General features: G+C 66.2%; 10 protein-coding genes. 3 read left to right on the forward strand and 7 right to left on the reverse strand.

Annotation, left to right across the window (positions count from 1 at the left end; genetic code table 11):
- Window positions 1–2,399: TonB-dependent receptor plug domain-containing protein (locus E8E78_RS07665; protein ID WP_280337100.1), on the forward strand; the 2,399-nt coding region annotated here is incomplete at its 5' end.
- Between the two features lie 27 nt (window positions 2,400–2,426).
- Window positions 2,427–3,515 carry an LLM class flavin-dependent oxidoreductase gene (locus E8E78_RS07670; protein WP_016500375.1) on the forward strand — a complete coding sequence of 363 codons (1,089 nt, stop codon included), beginning with the start codon at window positions 2,427–2,429 and terminating at the stop codon, window positions 3,513–3,515.
- Between the two features lie 131 nt (window positions 3,516–3,646).
- On the opposite strand, the gene E8E78_RS07675 is transcribed toward E8E78_RS07670, so the two are convergent.
- The 7 genes from E8E78_RS07675 to E8E78_RS07705 form a co-directional block, all read right to left on the reverse strand.
- Window positions 3,647–5,431: an ABC transporter ATP-binding protein gene (locus E8E78_RS07675; protein ID WP_049275476.1), complete on the reverse strand. Its 1,785-nt coding sequence runs from the start codon at window positions 5,429–5,431 to the stop codon at window positions 3,647–3,649.
- Window positions 5,428–6,255 carry an ABC transporter permease gene (locus E8E78_RS07680; RefSeq protein WP_049275477.1) on the reverse strand — a complete coding sequence of 276 codons (828 nt, stop codon included), beginning with the start codon at window positions 6,253–6,255 and terminating at the stop codon, window positions 5,428–5,430. Before E8E78_RS07680 ends, E8E78_RS07675 begins: the two co-directional genes overlap by 4 nt.
- Window positions 6,248–7,324 carry an ABC transporter permease gene (locus tag E8E78_RS07685; RefSeq protein WP_049275478.1) on the reverse strand — a complete coding sequence of 359 codons (1,077 nt, stop codon included), beginning with the start codon at window positions 7,322–7,324 and terminating at the stop codon, window positions 6,248–6,250. The genes E8E78_RS07680 and E8E78_RS07685 overlap by 8 nt, the downstream gene beginning before the upstream one ends.
- Window positions 7,317–8,891, reverse strand: coding sequence for an ABC transporter substrate-binding protein (locus E8E78_RS07690; protein ID WP_049275479.1), 1,575 nt, complete (start codon window positions 8,889–8,891; stop codon window positions 7,317–7,319). The genes E8E78_RS07685 and E8E78_RS07690 overlap by 8 nt, the downstream gene beginning before the upstream one ends.
- Window positions 8,892–8,901: 10 nt before the next feature.
- A complete protein-coding gene (locus E8E78_RS07695) occupies window positions 8,902–10,089 on the reverse strand; it encodes an LLM class flavin-dependent oxidoreductase (protein ID WP_049275480.1) in 1,188 nt (395 codons plus the stop codon).
- Window positions 10,090–10,257: 168 nt separating this feature from the next.
- On the reverse strand, window positions 10,258–10,989 hold the full coding sequence (locus E8E78_RS07700) for a class II aldolase/adducin family protein (RefSeq protein ID WP_049275481.1): 732 nt from the start codon (window positions 10,987–10,989) through the stop codon (window positions 10,258–10,260).
- Between the two features lie 18 nt (window positions 10,990–11,007).
- Window positions 11,008–12,069: an ABC transporter substrate-binding protein gene (locus E8E78_RS07705; protein WP_049275482.1), complete on the reverse strand. Its 1,062-nt coding sequence runs from the start codon at window positions 12,067–12,069 to the stop codon at window positions 11,008–11,010.
- Window positions 12,070–12,383: 314 nt separating this feature from the next.
- Between E8E78_RS07705 and E8E78_RS07710 the strand changes: the two genes are divergently transcribed.
- Window positions 12,384–13,616, forward strand: a complete 1,233-nt coding sequence (locus tag E8E78_RS07710) for an acyl-CoA dehydrogenase family protein (protein ID WP_049275483.1) — start codon at window positions 12,384–12,386, stop codon at window positions 13,614–13,616.
- Window positions 13,617–13,689 lie beyond the last annotated feature (73 nt).

Raw genomic sequence — 13,689 nt, forward strand, 5'->3', positions numbered from 1 at the left:
GCGGCCTGGAAGCCAAAGTGCTGGACGCCCCGCGTTCGGTCACCCAGATAAACGCCGAACAATTGGCCAACGACCCGATCCGCAGCTCCGACGACCTGGTCAAGTACGCCCCCGGCATCACCCGCGGCGGTGGCCAGAACGCCGGCATCGCCCCGCAGATGCGCGGGCAGAACACCGAGGTGTTCCAGGATGGCCAGCGCGCCTACGGCGTGCGTCACCCGGCCAACTTCAACGCCTACGAAGGCGCCGACATCGTCGCCGGGCCGTCGTCAGTGACCTACGGTTCGGTCAGCGGCAGTGGCGGCTACGTCAACTACCTGAGCAAGAAACCCGATTTCAACCGTTTCCGCACCAGGCTCAGCGGCGAAATCGGCAGCTGGATCCCCGATGGCGAATCACGCGATGCCACCAGGTTCAGCATCGACAACACCGGCCCGCTGACGGACAACCTGGCTTACCGGATGAGCATCACCCGCCAGCGCCAGGAAGACTTCTACGACAACGTCGAGAACAACTTCGACGCCTTCTACGGTGCCCTCGCCTGGCGCAACGACAACCTTCGGGTCGACTGGAACGCCGCCTACGATGACTACTACGACTACAACATCACCCACGGCTGGAACCGCGCCACCCAGGACCTGGTCGACCACGGCAAGTACTACGCCGGCCGCGCCACCCCAATCATCCAGAACGGCAACACCCTGTGGTCACCGGTGCTGTCATCCGGTGCAGCCGACGCCCAGGTGCTCGGCTGGGTGCAGCGCCAGCGCAATGCCCAGGGCCAGTACCCGGTGGTCAACGGCAGCTTCCAGGGCGCATCGCCCAACACCCAGGCCAACCCCGGCAGCCTGCGTGGCTGGGTCTATGACCCGGCGCTGGCGGGCAACGGCCTGACCTCGCTATCGTCACAAACCGGCCAGCGCGCGCAGGACGAAAACCGTTCGCGGCGCTTTACCACGCAACTGCGCGTCGAAGGCGACCTGACCCCGTCGATCACCTTGGCCAACAGCACCTTCTACCAGCACTCCACCGACACCACAGATGCCGTCGGGGCGTTCCAGGTGCAGGGCAAGGACGACATCTTCGACAACCGCTTCGAGTTCCGCGCCCGTGGCCACCTTCAGCTGGGCGACCTGACCCTGATCGACGACAGCAACACCGGGCTGGTCTATCGCCGCGAGCGCAACGAGTCGATCGCCGCCAACAACAGCTTCGGCAGCACCATCAACGCCTATGACCTGACCCTCGACCCTACCTTGAAGAACCCCGGCGACCTGCTCGGCCTGAGCGGCCGCAACCCCGCCGGTGGCAACGCTGCCTGGATCGGCCAACCCGGTGTGCCGCAGTTTTCCAGCTACTACGGCTGGCTCAACCTGCCCGCCATGTACCCGGCCGGGCATGGCCTGTATGCCGAGTCGGTAGCGCCCTACACCGCCGACAGCACCTGGACCACCAAGACCCTGTTCAGCCAGCACAACCTGCGCCTGGGCGAGCGCGTGGGCCTGAACGTGGGTGCCAGCCGCAGCTGGATCGACGCACGTATCGAAAACCCCTTCGTGCTGCCCGGCGGCAACCCGCGCAAGGACTCGGACAACTACCGGCTGTTCTCGGTGCAGGTCAGTCCCTATTTCAAACCCACGGAAAACAGCACGCTGTACTACACGTTCGACCGTTCCCTCGCGGTTAATACCGGCTTCTTCACCAATGGCCTGGGCTGGGGCAGCGGCACGGGGGCCAACCAGCTCAACCCACTGGCCTTCGAGAGCCTGAGCGTGTTGCATGAGGTGGGTTTGAAAGTGGAGGCTCTGCCCGACCAGCTGTTCTTCACCCTGGCTGCCTACAAGCAGGCCCGCGACCAGTCACCGGACAGCAACAACAATATCGCCCGGCTGATCGTCAAAGGCTGGGAAGCGACCCTGCGCTACCAGGACCTGCACCTGCGCGGCGGCCTCAACCTCAGCCGCATCAGCGCCTACAACGAGTTCACCAGCCAGGCCGGGTTCGCCTCGGCCGGCTTCATCCCCGACAACGGCACCGTATTCGGCGACAACAACAGCCTCAACCAGCGCCCGTCCGGCAAGTTCGATGCGGTGCAGATCCCTGAATACAACGCCGGCGGGTATGTCGACTACCGCTTCGACTCAGGGTTTGGCGTCGAGCTTTCCGGCTGGTGGACCAGCAGCTGGTACTTGAACCTGAGCAAGACGGTGAAAGTGCCGGACGAATACAACCTCGACCTTGCCGTGTACTACCGCCAGCCGCAGTGGGGCGTGACGGTGCGCATGCTCAACGTCACCGACGAGCTGAATTTCGTCAGTGGCCTGGCTGGCTCCACCAACACCTTCCTGCAACCGATGCCGGGCCGTACGCTGCTGGCCCAGGTCGATTACCAGTTCTGATCATCCTCAACCTGAAAGGCCTCAACCATGTCCATTGAATTTGTCGGCATGATCTTCCCCCGCCAGTGGTCCGAGACCCGTGGCGTACGCACACCCGACTTCGACCTGCCATTCATCCGTCACCACGCCCGCGCCCATGAGCATGCCGGGTTCGACCGGGTGCTGATCGCCAGCGGCCCGGGCAGCGCCGACAGCCTGCAGATAGCCGCCTATGCTGCCGCGCACACCGAACGCCTGGGTTTCATGATTGCCCATCGCCCGGCCCTGACCGCGCCGACGGTGGCCGCACGGGCATTCGCCACCCTCGACCACACCACCGGCGGCGGGCGCATCCGCCTGCATGCGATCACCGGTATCACCGCCGAGCCGCAAGAGGGGGACACGCTGCTGGACAAGACCGAGCGCTACCGGCGTGCCGACGAATACCTGGAGATAGTCCGTCGCACCTGGACGGCCGAGGAGCCGTTCGACTTCGAGGGCCGCTACTTCAATATCAAGGGTGCCTTTTCACCGGTGAAGCCGCTGCAGCAGCCGCATATCCCGATTTCCTTCGGAGGCTCGTCCGACATCGCCTACCAGATCGCCGTCAAGCATGCGGATCTGTATGCCCTGTGGGGTGAGCCGCTGAGCGGCGTCGCCGAACAGATCGGCAAACTCAAGGCTGCCGCCAACGCCGCAGGCGTAGCGGCGCCGAGGGTCAGCTTGTCGGTACGGCTGATCCTGGGTGCCACCGAGGAGCAAGCCTGGCAGCGTGCCGAGCAGATCCTCGCGCAGATCAAGGCCAACCCACAGTTTGCGGCGGACAGCCCTTGGCAGAAGCGCATCAAGGGCACCGGCTCCGAACGCCTGCTCGCCGCTGCCGCCCGCGCCGACCGGCATGACCGGGCGTTGTGGATGCCGACGGCGACTGCGGTGGGCGCCTATGGCGATACCACCGCGCTGGTGGGCACGCCGGAGACCGTGGCCCAGGCGCTGCTCGATTATGTCGATCTTGGGGTGACCACCTTTCTCAACCGGGGCTACGACCCGCTATATGACACGGTGGATTACGGGCGCTGGGTGATTCCAGCGGTGCGCGAGGAAGTTCGGCGGCGCCAGGCCCGGTTTGTGGGGTGAAGGTGGGGGTATGGCTTTGGGGTGCATCTGGGTTGCCGGGTGCATGCCTTGGGTTGTTTGGCGCCTGTGAGATCGAGCGCCGCCCGCGCGGCGCTCGATCTCACAGGCGCTGCATCCCCCAAGGCAAGCACCTAGAGGCCAACCCGCAACCTCGGCGAATGCTCCACCAGCGTGCGGGTATAAGCATCAACCGGTCGCCCCAGCACCTGATCGGCAATACCCTGCTCCACCACCCGCCCCCGGCGCAACACCAGCACGCGGTCGGCAATCGCCCGCACCACCCCAAGGTCATGGGTGACGAACAACAAGGTCAGCCCCTCCCCCTGCAATCGCTGCAGCAAGGCCAGTATCGACGCCTGCACCGACACATCCAGCGCGGAAGTGATCTCGTCACACACCAGCAGCTTCGGCTCGCAGATCAACGCCCGGGCAATCGCCACGCGCTGGCGCTCGCCACCGGACAAGCTATGCGGATACAAGTCGGCAACACGCGCCGGTAGCGACACCCGCGCCAGCACGGCCTCGACCCGCTCGCGCGCTTCACCACCGCGTATCCCGAAAAAGTGCGCCAACGGCGCGGTGAGCGTTTGCCCGATGGTCTGCCTTGGGTTCAACGCACGATAGGGGTTCTGGAACACATACTGGATCTGGTGACGCAGCCGGGCATCGCGTTCGCGCGCGGCAAACGCCAAAGGCTCGCCGGCGTAGCTCATTTGCCCCTGAACGTTTTCGCCCAGCCCGGCAATGGCCCTGGCCAGGCTGGTCTTGCCCGAACCCGACTCGCCCACCAGCGCCAGGCACTCTCCTTGGCCCACCCGCAGGGAAACATCGAACAGCACCTGCCGATCGTAAGCGACATCCAGCCCGCAGACCTCCAGCAACACCGCTTTGCCCGGCGCAGCAGCGGCCTCGGCAGCCACCTCACCCATGGGCAGCGGCTCTCGGTGCGGCACCAGGCAGGCCACCCGATGCCCGCCGTCATGCGCCAGCAAAGACGGCTCGATCACTGAACACTCTGCACGACGCCTGCCGCAGCGCGGCGCAAACGCACAGCCGTCCGGGCGCTGCCCTGGTGCCGGCGCATGCCCGGCAATCGCCTGCAACGGCTGGCGCCGGGCAATGTCGGGAATGGCCGCAAGCAACGCGCGGGTGTAGGGATGCAGCGGTGCGCGGAACAACCCTTCGCGCCCGGCCACTTCCACCAGGCGCCCGGCGTACATCACCATCACCCGGTCGACCAGGTCGCGCACCACCGCCAGATCATGGGTGACGTACAGCGCCGCCACATCTTGGTCACGGCACAGGCGCTTGAGGGTCTGCAGCACATGGGCCTGGGTAGTCACGTCCAGCGCCGTGGTGGGCTCGTCGAGTACGATCAGCTTTGGCCGCAAGACGAACGCCAGCGCCAGCATTACCCGCTGCTGCTGCCCGCCAGACAGTTGATGCGGGAACCGCCGCAGGAAGGCGTCGTCATCGGGCAGCCCCACATCCAGCAGGGTTTGGCCGATGCGCTGGCGCACCGCTTCACGCGACAACGCAGGCTGGTGCGCCAACAAGGTTTCACGCAGCAAAGCCCGCAGGCGCAGCGCAGGGTTCAGCGCCGTGGCCGGGTCCTGGGCCACGTAGCCGACCAGCCCGCCACGGGCCAGGCGCAAGGCCTCGCCTTCGAGTTCGAGCAGCGATTGCCCGGCCACCACCACTTGCCCGCCCACAATGCGCGCGCCCTGCCGGGCATGGCGCAGCAACGCCGTGGCCAAGGTGGTCTTGCCCGAGCCGGACTCGCCCACCAGGCCAACAATTTCGCCTGCCGCAACGCTGAACGACACCTCGGCCAGCACATCGACCTGCCCGGCCAGCTCTACCCGCAGGTCGCTGACTTGCAACACTTCACTTGCCACATTCAACAGCGCGCTCATGGCTGCTTCTCCCCAATCCTTGCACTGGCCCGGCCAATCCCTTCGGCCAGGATGTTGGTGCCATAGGCAAACATCCCGATCAGCAATGCAGGTGCCAGTACGGCCCAGGGCTGCACCAGCAGCCCGGCCTGGTTTTCGTTGATCATCAGGCCCCAGTCCGCCGCCGGCGGTGCCACCCCGTAGCCCAGAAAACTCAAGCCGGACAGCATGCCCACCGCCCAGGTCAGCATGTTGCCGAAGTGCACCAGCAGGGGCGTGAGGATGTTCGGCAGGATTTCATGAAAGAGGATGCGCCACCGCGGGTAACCCATCATCTGCGCCGCCTCCACGTACTCCTGCCCGGCCACCGCCACGGCACTGCCACGGGCCAGACGGACCACCCCTGGGGTAAAGGCGATGGCCACGGTCAGCACGATCAGCCAAGGTGCACGGCCAAGCATGGACACGATCAGCAGCACCAGGATCAGGTCCGGAAACGCCAGCGATACGTCCGCCGCCCAGCTGATCGCCTGGTCCAGGCGCCTGCGCGAGAACCCGGCCAACAGGCCCAGGCTGCCGCCAACCAGCAATGCGAGGGTGGCTGCTGCCACCGACATCCACAGCACCGACAGGCCGCCGCTGAGCAACCGCGAGAGCAGGTCATGGCCCAGAAAGTCGTGCCCCAACGGTGCCCCGTCAGCCGGTGGGCCGTACACCGGCCCGACCATCGCCGTGGGCGCATGGGGTGCCAGCCAGGGGCCGAAAGCGGCCAGCAGCGCCACCAGCAAGGTGATCACGGCGCCACGGCGCACCTGTGGGTCGGCCAGCCAACGGGATTCAATCATGGGTCGCCTCCTGGGCAGGGGTGCTGCGCCCGCGTCGCCACCAGGGCCGAATGCCGCGCCGGATACGGCGGATCATCCGCACCCGGCGCGCCGTGCGCAGCTTGGGGGTGAGCAATACCGTCAACAGGTCGGCCAGCAGGTTGATCAACACCACCGCCAGGGTAATGACCAGCACCACGCCCTGGATCATCGGCAGGTCGCGCATCTGTATCGCCGCGTTCAATGCAGTGCCGATACCCGGGTAGCTGAAGATCACCTCGGCCAGCAGCGCACCGCCAACCAACGTTCGCAGGGTCAGCGCCACGCCCTGGATCGCCGGGGTCAGGGCATTGGGCAACGTGTGACGCCAGACGATGCGTCGCTCGGGGACACCCCGCAGGCGCGCGGCGATCACATACTCGGACTCCAGCGCCTCGATCATCGAGGCCCGCACCATGCGCGTGAGGTACGGCAGCGCCGTCAGGCTCAGGGCCAGCACCGGCAGCACCAGCGACGGCCACTGCCGCCACAACGGCAACTGCGGGTCGAGGATCGACACCGCCGGCAGCCAGCCCATGCCCGGCATGGAAAACAGCAGCACCAGGCCGATGGCCAGCAAAAAGCCCGGCGTGGCCTTGAGCAGAATCAGCGCCGACAGCCCCCAGCGGTCCAGCCGGCTGTCACGCCGCAGGGCCAGGCTCACCCCCAGCAGCAGGGCCACCGGCACCACCAGCGCCAACACCCCGATCAGCAGGGCCAAGGTATGGCCCAAGCGGCCGAACAGCAGCTGCGCCACCGGTACCTGTGAGTCCAGCGAAATGCCCAGGTCCCCGCGCAACGCTGCGCCCAGCCAGCGCAGGTACTGCACCAGGATTGGCTGGTCGAGGCCCAGTTGCCGTTGCAGGGTGAGGATGCTTTCCAGTGGCGCATCCGGGCCGAGGATCACCCGTGCCGGGTCCGAAGGCAGCGCCTGGGTGGCGATGAACACCACCAGGCTGATCACCCAGGCGGTCAGCAGCCCGTAACCGAGGCGGCCGATGAACCAGGCCAGCCAGGCCGGCGTGCGGAGCGTGTGTCGAGGATCAGGCATTGGGGTTCAACCAGAGTTCGTCAAAGCGCCAGGAGGCGAAGGTGGTCTGTTCCGGGGCAAGCCCGCCAACCTTGGCCGACGCCGCATCGAGCACGTCGGAAAAGCCCCAGATCAGCAACCCGCCACGTTCGTGCTGGATGGCCTGGGCTTCGTGGACCAAGGCCGTGCGCCGCGCCAGGTCGGGTTGGGCCAGGGCCTGCTGGAACAGTTCGGTGAAGCGCGGGTCGTGGAAGTTGCTGCGGTTGTAGATGGCCTGCGGTGCATCGTTGTGCAGCGCCGAGGCCAGAAAGCCGCGCGCCGGGGTCGAGCCCGGCGACAGCTGCCATTGCTCACGTTGCGGGCCGTTGAAGACGGACCCGTCCACCTGATTGACCTTCACCTGCACCCCGGCCTTCAGGGCCTGCTGGGCAAACACCAGCGCGGCGTTGACGCCAGGCCCTGGCGTGGTGGTCAGTTCCACACGCAAATCGTCCTGCCCCGCCTGGCGCAGCAGCGAGCGCGCCTGGTCCAGGTCGTATGGGCGCTGGGCAATGGCGTGGTTGTAGGTGGGATCGTGGGGCGAATACAGGTCGTTGGCCACCCGTCCAAAGCCATTGAGCCCACGTGCCACCAGTTCCTGGCGGTCGGCCAGCAAGCGAAATGCCAGGCGTACCCGTACGTCCTGGAACGGCGCCTTGGCCAGGTTCAGGTTGAAGCCGGTGAACGAGGTGCTCGGTGAGGCATACAGGCGCAGCCGTGGGTCGGCCTTGAGCAACGCGCTGTGCTCGGCCTGCACGCCACTGGCCACGTCGATCTGACCGGCGCGCAGCGCTGCGGCCCGCGACACCTGGTCCTTGAATTCGATGATTTCCAGCTCGTCCGCATAGGGGCGGTTGGGCTTGTAGTAGTTTTCAAAACGGGTGTAGAGCGAGCGCTGGCCAGGTATGAAACTTTTCAGCCGATACGGCCCGGCACCGACCGGGTTGGTCACCGGGTGGTAGTCGGTGGGGACGATGCCGCCGAAGCTGATCAGCGTTTCATCCAGCGGGTAGAAGCTTTGCCCCTGCTTGAAACGTATTTCGACAGTGCGCTCGTCCAGCTTGCGCAGGGCCTGCCGATCGATAGCGCCGACCAGCCCGGCAAATGGCGAGGCCAGCTGCGGGTCGGTCAGGCGCAGGATCGAGAACAGCATGTCGTCGGCGGTGATGCTTTTGCCGTGGTGAAACTCCAGCCCAGGCTTCAGGCGGATGGTCCAGGCGCTGGCATCGGCATTCGGCTCGGCGAACTCGGCCAGCGCCAGGCGCGTGCTGACGTCGGCGTTCCATTCCCAGAACTTGGCGTACAGCGCCCAGCCCCGGATGATGCCACCGCCCACCGGTTTGTGCGCATCAAGGTTGCCGGCCTGGTCGCCATCGATAATGCCCACCCGCAAGCGCCCACCGCGCACCGGCGTGCCCGGCAGCGCCGCACTGGCGGCTGCCGGCGCGCCGCTGTCGCAGCCACTGAGCAGCCCGCCGCCGAGCAGCAGGCTGCCGCCAACGGCCAGGCTGTTGCCGAGAAACACCCGGCGCGAAAACAGCTCGCTCATCACCCTCTCCTTACGCCGGTTGCGCCACGCCGGGCTTGCTGACTGCGCCCAGGCGCGGCACCTCGAAGCCATGGTCCAGGTCAAGCAGCGGGAATAGCAGGTCTGCCACCCGGTGCGCCTCATCGATCAACGGGAAGCCCGACAGGATGAATGCCGACGTGCCTTGGGCCTCGTACTCACGGATGCGCTCGGCGACCTGTTCGGCGCTGCCGACCAGGTAAGTGCCGGCGGCAGGGCCGAGGATGTTGAAGCCGAACAAGCTGGGGCCCAGCCAGACGTTGGGGTAGATCTCCAGCTCGCGGGCCGTGGGCAGGCGCCCGGCGCGGATGCTGTCGAGGTTACGCTGGATGCGCGGGTCGTCGCTGACGTAGCTGTCGAAGGTTTGCCCGGCAGGCAACTGGCGTTCGATGGCCGCGCGCGCGGTGGCGAGCGAGGTGCGCTGCAACAGGCGCTCTGCGTGGGCCCAGGCTTCTTCCTCGGTCTCGCGCACGATCACTTGCAGGCGGGTGCCGTAGGTCAGTTCGCGGCCGATCTTCGCCGCCTCGGCTGCCACCCGGCGGAACTTGTCGCCGAGCTTTTGCGGGGTGTCGGCGAAGCTCAGGTAGACATCGAGCAGTTGCACCGAATGGGCCACGCCCGGTGCCGACGTACCGGCGCCCCACAGCGGGATGCCGGGCTTTTGCCTGGGTGGGTGCCAACCACCTAGCGGGTGATGGGCTGCGGCGGGCGAACGGGGTGACAGCTTGACGTATCGGCCGTCGTAACCCGCCGTTTCGCCTGCGTAGAAGCTTTGGAAGGCGCGCCAGTATTCCAGGCTGAAATCGTAGCGTTCGTCGTGCGGGTAATGCACGCCCAATGTGGCCAAGCCTGCGTCATTGCCGTTGACCACGTTGAACAGCAGGCGGCCGTTGGAGAACTGGTCGAAGGTGAGCGCCCATTTGGCCAACACCGCTGGCGACAACTCGCCTGGGTGCTGGGCGACCAGAAAGCGCAGGCGCTTGGTGGCGTCGATCAGCGCTGCCGACACGGCCAGGCTTTCGTTGGGGCTGGAGCCGAGCAGCGAACCGTAGTAGCCCAGGTGGTCGGCGGCGATAGCCAGTTGCTTGAGGTGTTCGAAATCGGTGTGCCAGCGGCCTTCGGGCTCCCAGGGATAGGGGCCGTCGGGGGTGGTGAGGTACCAGAGGATTTTTACTGCCATGGGGCGGGTCCTTGCTTGGAATGGTGGATCAGGCTGCCAACGCGGTCCTGTAGGAGCAGCCTTGTGCTGCGAAGAGGCCGGTACTACCGATGCAGATGCAGTGCCTGGACTGGCCCTTTCGCAGCACAAGGCTGCTCCTACAGAGTGCGTGGGCGGGCTGAAACGGGGTCAGTTACGCCGATCGATGCCAGGCACCAGGCCCAGTTCGGTTGCACGGTCGTACAACCCGCTCATCTTCCACTGCTGGGTCAGCACCCCCGGCCCGTAAGGCCGCGACCCGCCCAAGGCATCGGCCAGCAACTGGATCTGCGCCCCCTCCTCCAGCAACAGGATGAACTCCGCCGTGGCCCGCAGCCCCTGCTTGCCCCACACCGTGGCGCCGCCGTTGGCTTCCAGGATTGCCAGGTTGAACGGGTTCTCGGCGATCTTGTCGAGGATGAAATCCACCTCGGCCTGGCGCCGGTCGATGTACACCGGCAGCTCGCGGGCCAGCTGGTAGCGCTGCACCGGCACGTAGTGGAACGGCAAGGTGCGGTGGGTTTGTGCCCAGGCGCCCAGGTACGGGCTGTGCACGTGGGACACGGTGGTGACGTCGGGGTGGGTCTGGAACAGCTTGGTGTAACGGCCCAAACCGCCTTTACCCTTGCCGACGATGACGTTGCCGGCAAAGTCGATGACGGTGGCCTGCAGCGGCTTGCGGTGGTTCCATGGCCCGCCGTAGTTCACCGACACCAGCAGCTCTTCACCCGGCACACGCTCGATGAAGCCGACCGTGCCATTGGCGGTGATGGTGTTGGTTTCGCGAAATACGGTGAAGGCCGCTTCGGCTTCGGCCACTACCTGGTCGATGAAGGCTTGCAGTTCGGCAGTGACGGGGCGTTCGTTGATCAGTACGGTCATGTTCAATCTCCAGTCAGGTCAGGCGCGGCGCTGGGCCAGCAGTTCATGGGCAGCTTGCAGAGGCCGCGGGTCGACCCAGTCGGCGATGTCGAAATCGGCTTCGAGGAAACCGTGCAGGTACAAGAAGTCTTTTTGTGTGCCGAGGAAGGCCAGTCGCTGTGCGGACAGGTCCGGCGCCAGGGTGGTGTGGAAGTCACCGCGGTAGGCCTCGGCCACGCCCTGGCTGCCCGCACGGGTTTCTTCTTCGAGAATGCGGTTGAGCGCGTCGCGGTTGCCGGCTGCCCACTCGGCGGCACGCAAGGTCTGGGCAAGGAAGCGCACCACCAGGTCGAAATGGTTGTCGAGCAGGCGTTGATGCACGGTGATCGGCCGCGGGGTGCCGTTGTTGATGCGGTGGCGTGGGTCGGGCAGCAGATCGAGGTCAACGCCGACCACCAGGCCCAGCCGGCGTGCGGCATCGGCGGCGGCCGCGCCTTTCACGTACACGGCATCGACTTCCCCGCGCGCCAGGTATTCCAGCCCCGACCATAGCCGCTGCAAGCCCAGCTCCGGGGTGGCGGCACTGGCCTGGTCGAGCAGGGCCACTTCCACCAGTTGCACGTCATCCAGGTGCAGGCCTGCCGAGGCCAGGGCGCCTTTGTAACCGTGAAGGCTCATGGCCCGGGCAATGCTGCCAGGCCGGCTGTCGCCCCAGGCCGGCAGCGCCAGGCGTTTGCCGCGCAAGTCTGCGGCGCTGCGGATGCCGGAATCCGGGCGGACCAGGATGGTTTGCCATTCCTCGATCCAGGTCAGGCCGATCAGCCGGCTGGGCGAGCCAGCCGCACGTGCTGCCAGCGCCGGCACATTCCCGCCTTCGCGAAACAGCCCGGGCAGCTGGTGATCGTAGTGGTGATGGCCAAGCTGACGGGCCTCCTGCAGGGTCGAGACAGGCAAGCCATCGGCGGCGAACTCTTGCTCAAGCCAGCCGAGCTTGTAGGCGAGGCCTGAGGCGGTGGGCACAGGGCAGCGGGTGAACCAGATGCGTTCCAGGGCGGAGGGGTCGTCTGCCAGGCGTTTTGCTGTGGGGGTTGCGAAGGTCATGGGGGGCTCCTTGGGCGTCGTGCAAGCACCATTGCAGTGTGCGTGCCAACCGCTGGAGGCCTTGATTTACCTGGGATTGGTTGTTTCGCCAGGTGGTTGGGTGCTTGGCTGGGAGCAGGATTGCGGGCGGGGTGCTGCCAGATCAGCAACATGACTGCTGCGCAGGCAGCAAAATGCTGTGAAAGCCGCGCAGGATGCGGTCTGGGGAGGGGTGGCAAAGATATTGCTCAGGAGTTTGGGACCGCAGCCTCTGTGGGAGCGGGCAAGCCCGCGAAACAGGCGCACTGGCCCTTCAGACAATTCGAGACCCCTCCATGAGTGCCATAGAACCTTCCCCTGCCCGCCGCCTCACCAGCGAAACCGAAGCCATCGAAACCGCCCGCCAGGTCGCCGCGCAAATCGCCAAACTGGCCGCCGATCCGCGCAATAATGGCCAGCTCCCCCACCGCCAGGCCGAGTTGTTGTCCAGCAGCGGCCTGACCGCCATCGCCGTACCGGCCGAGTTCGGCGGCCTCGGTGCCTCGGTGCAGACCGTGGTCGAAACCGTGCGCCTGATCTCCACCGCCGACGGCGGCGTCGGCCAGTTGCTGCAAATTCACAACGTGATGCTGCGCGGCATCTTTACCGGCTACCCCGATGAAGTACGCGACCGGCTGATTGCCGACGTGCTCGCTGGCAAGCGCTTCGGCAACGCCCTGGCCGAAGTCGGCGGCAAGAACAAATTCGCCCTCAAGACCCGCGTCGAGCGCCGCGCCGATGGCCAGTGGGTACTCAACGGCAGCAAGTTCTACTCCACCGGTTCCTACCTGGCCGAGTGGATCTCGCTGACCGCCGCCAGCGAAGACGGCGGCGTCGGGGTGCTGCTGCATCGCGACACTCCCGGGCTGACCCTGATCGATGACTGGCAAGCCTTCGGCCAGCAGAACTCGGTAAGCGGTACGGTAAATTTCGACAACATCGTGCTCGACGAGCGCTACCTCACCCGCCGTAGCGGGCCGATGAAGCGCACTGGCCTGACCTTCCCGCAGATCCTCCACGCCGCCATCGACACAGGCATCGCCGCTGGCGCCTTGCAGGCCGCTGTCGAGTACCTGCGCGAGCATGCCCGGGCCTGGGTGGAGAGCGGCGTCGAGCGCGCCAGTGACGAGCCGCATGTCATTCGCCAGATCGGTGAGTATGCCGTGGCGCTGCGCGGCGCCGAGTCGGTGTTGCGCGAGGCGGCGCGGGTGTTCGACGAACACGAGCGCGACCCGGAGAACAAGGCGTTGCAGGATGAGCTGATCTTGTCGGTAGCTACCGCCCGTGCGCATTCCGATGCGGCATCGCTGAAGATTTCCAGCGACCTGTTCTCGTTGCTGGGGGCCAGCGCTTCGCTGAGCAAGTGGAACCTCGACCGCTTCTGGCGCAATGCCCGGGTACACACCACCCACGACCCGATCCGCTGGCGGCTGCACAACGTGGGCAACTACTACCTGAACGGGGCCGACCCGGGGGAGTACACGGCGGTGCTCAATGCCAAGGAGAGCCAGGGCGCTACCCGCCGTTGAATCCATTTGGGGCCGGGGGGCGTGTCGCGCCCCATTCGCGGCACAAGGCCGCTCCTACAAGGGCGGCGTCGCA

The sequence above is a fragment of the Pseudomonas sp. BN505 genome, assembly GCF_029873175.1.
In the GTDB taxonomy this organism is placed as follows: domain Bacteria; phylum Pseudomonadota; class Gammaproteobacteria; order Pseudomonadales; family Pseudomonadaceae; genus Aquipseudomonas; species Aquipseudomonas putida.

Coding starts and splice junctions, on each gene's coding strand:
- E8E78_RS07670 (WP_016500375.1), top strand. CDS start 2,427: ATGTCCATTGAATTTGTCGGCATGATCTTCCCCCGCCAGTGGTCCGAG.
- E8E78_RS07710 (WP_049275483.1), top strand. CDS start 12,384: ATGAGTGCCATAGAACCTTCCCCTGCCCGCCGCCTCACCAGCGAAACC.
- E8E78_RS07690 (WP_049275479.1), bottom strand. CDS start 8,891: ATGAGCGAGCTGTTTTCGCGCCGGGTGTTTCTCGGCAACAGCCTGGCC.
- E8E78_RS07700 (WP_049275481.1), bottom strand. CDS start 10,989: ATGACCGTACTGATCAACGAACGCCCCGTCACTGCCGAACTGCAAGCC.
- E8E78_RS07680 (WP_049275477.1), bottom strand. CDS start 6,255: ATGATTGAATCCCGTTGGCTGGCCGACCCACAGGTGCGCCGTGGCGCC.
- E8E78_RS07705 (WP_049275482.1), bottom strand. CDS start 12,069: ATGACCTTCGCAACCCCCACAGCAAAACGCCTGGCAGACGACCCCTCC.
- E8E78_RS07685 (WP_049275478.1), bottom strand. CDS start 7,324: ATGCCTGATCCTCGACACACGCTCCGCACGCCGGCCTGGCTGGCCTGG.
- E8E78_RS07695 (WP_049275480.1), bottom strand. CDS start 10,089: ATGGCAGTAAAAATCCTCTGGTACCTCACCACCCCCGACGGCCCCTAT.
- E8E78_RS07675 (WP_049275476.1), bottom strand. CDS start 5,431: ATGAGCGCGCTGTTGAATGTGGCAAGTGAAGTGTTGCAAGTCAGCGAC.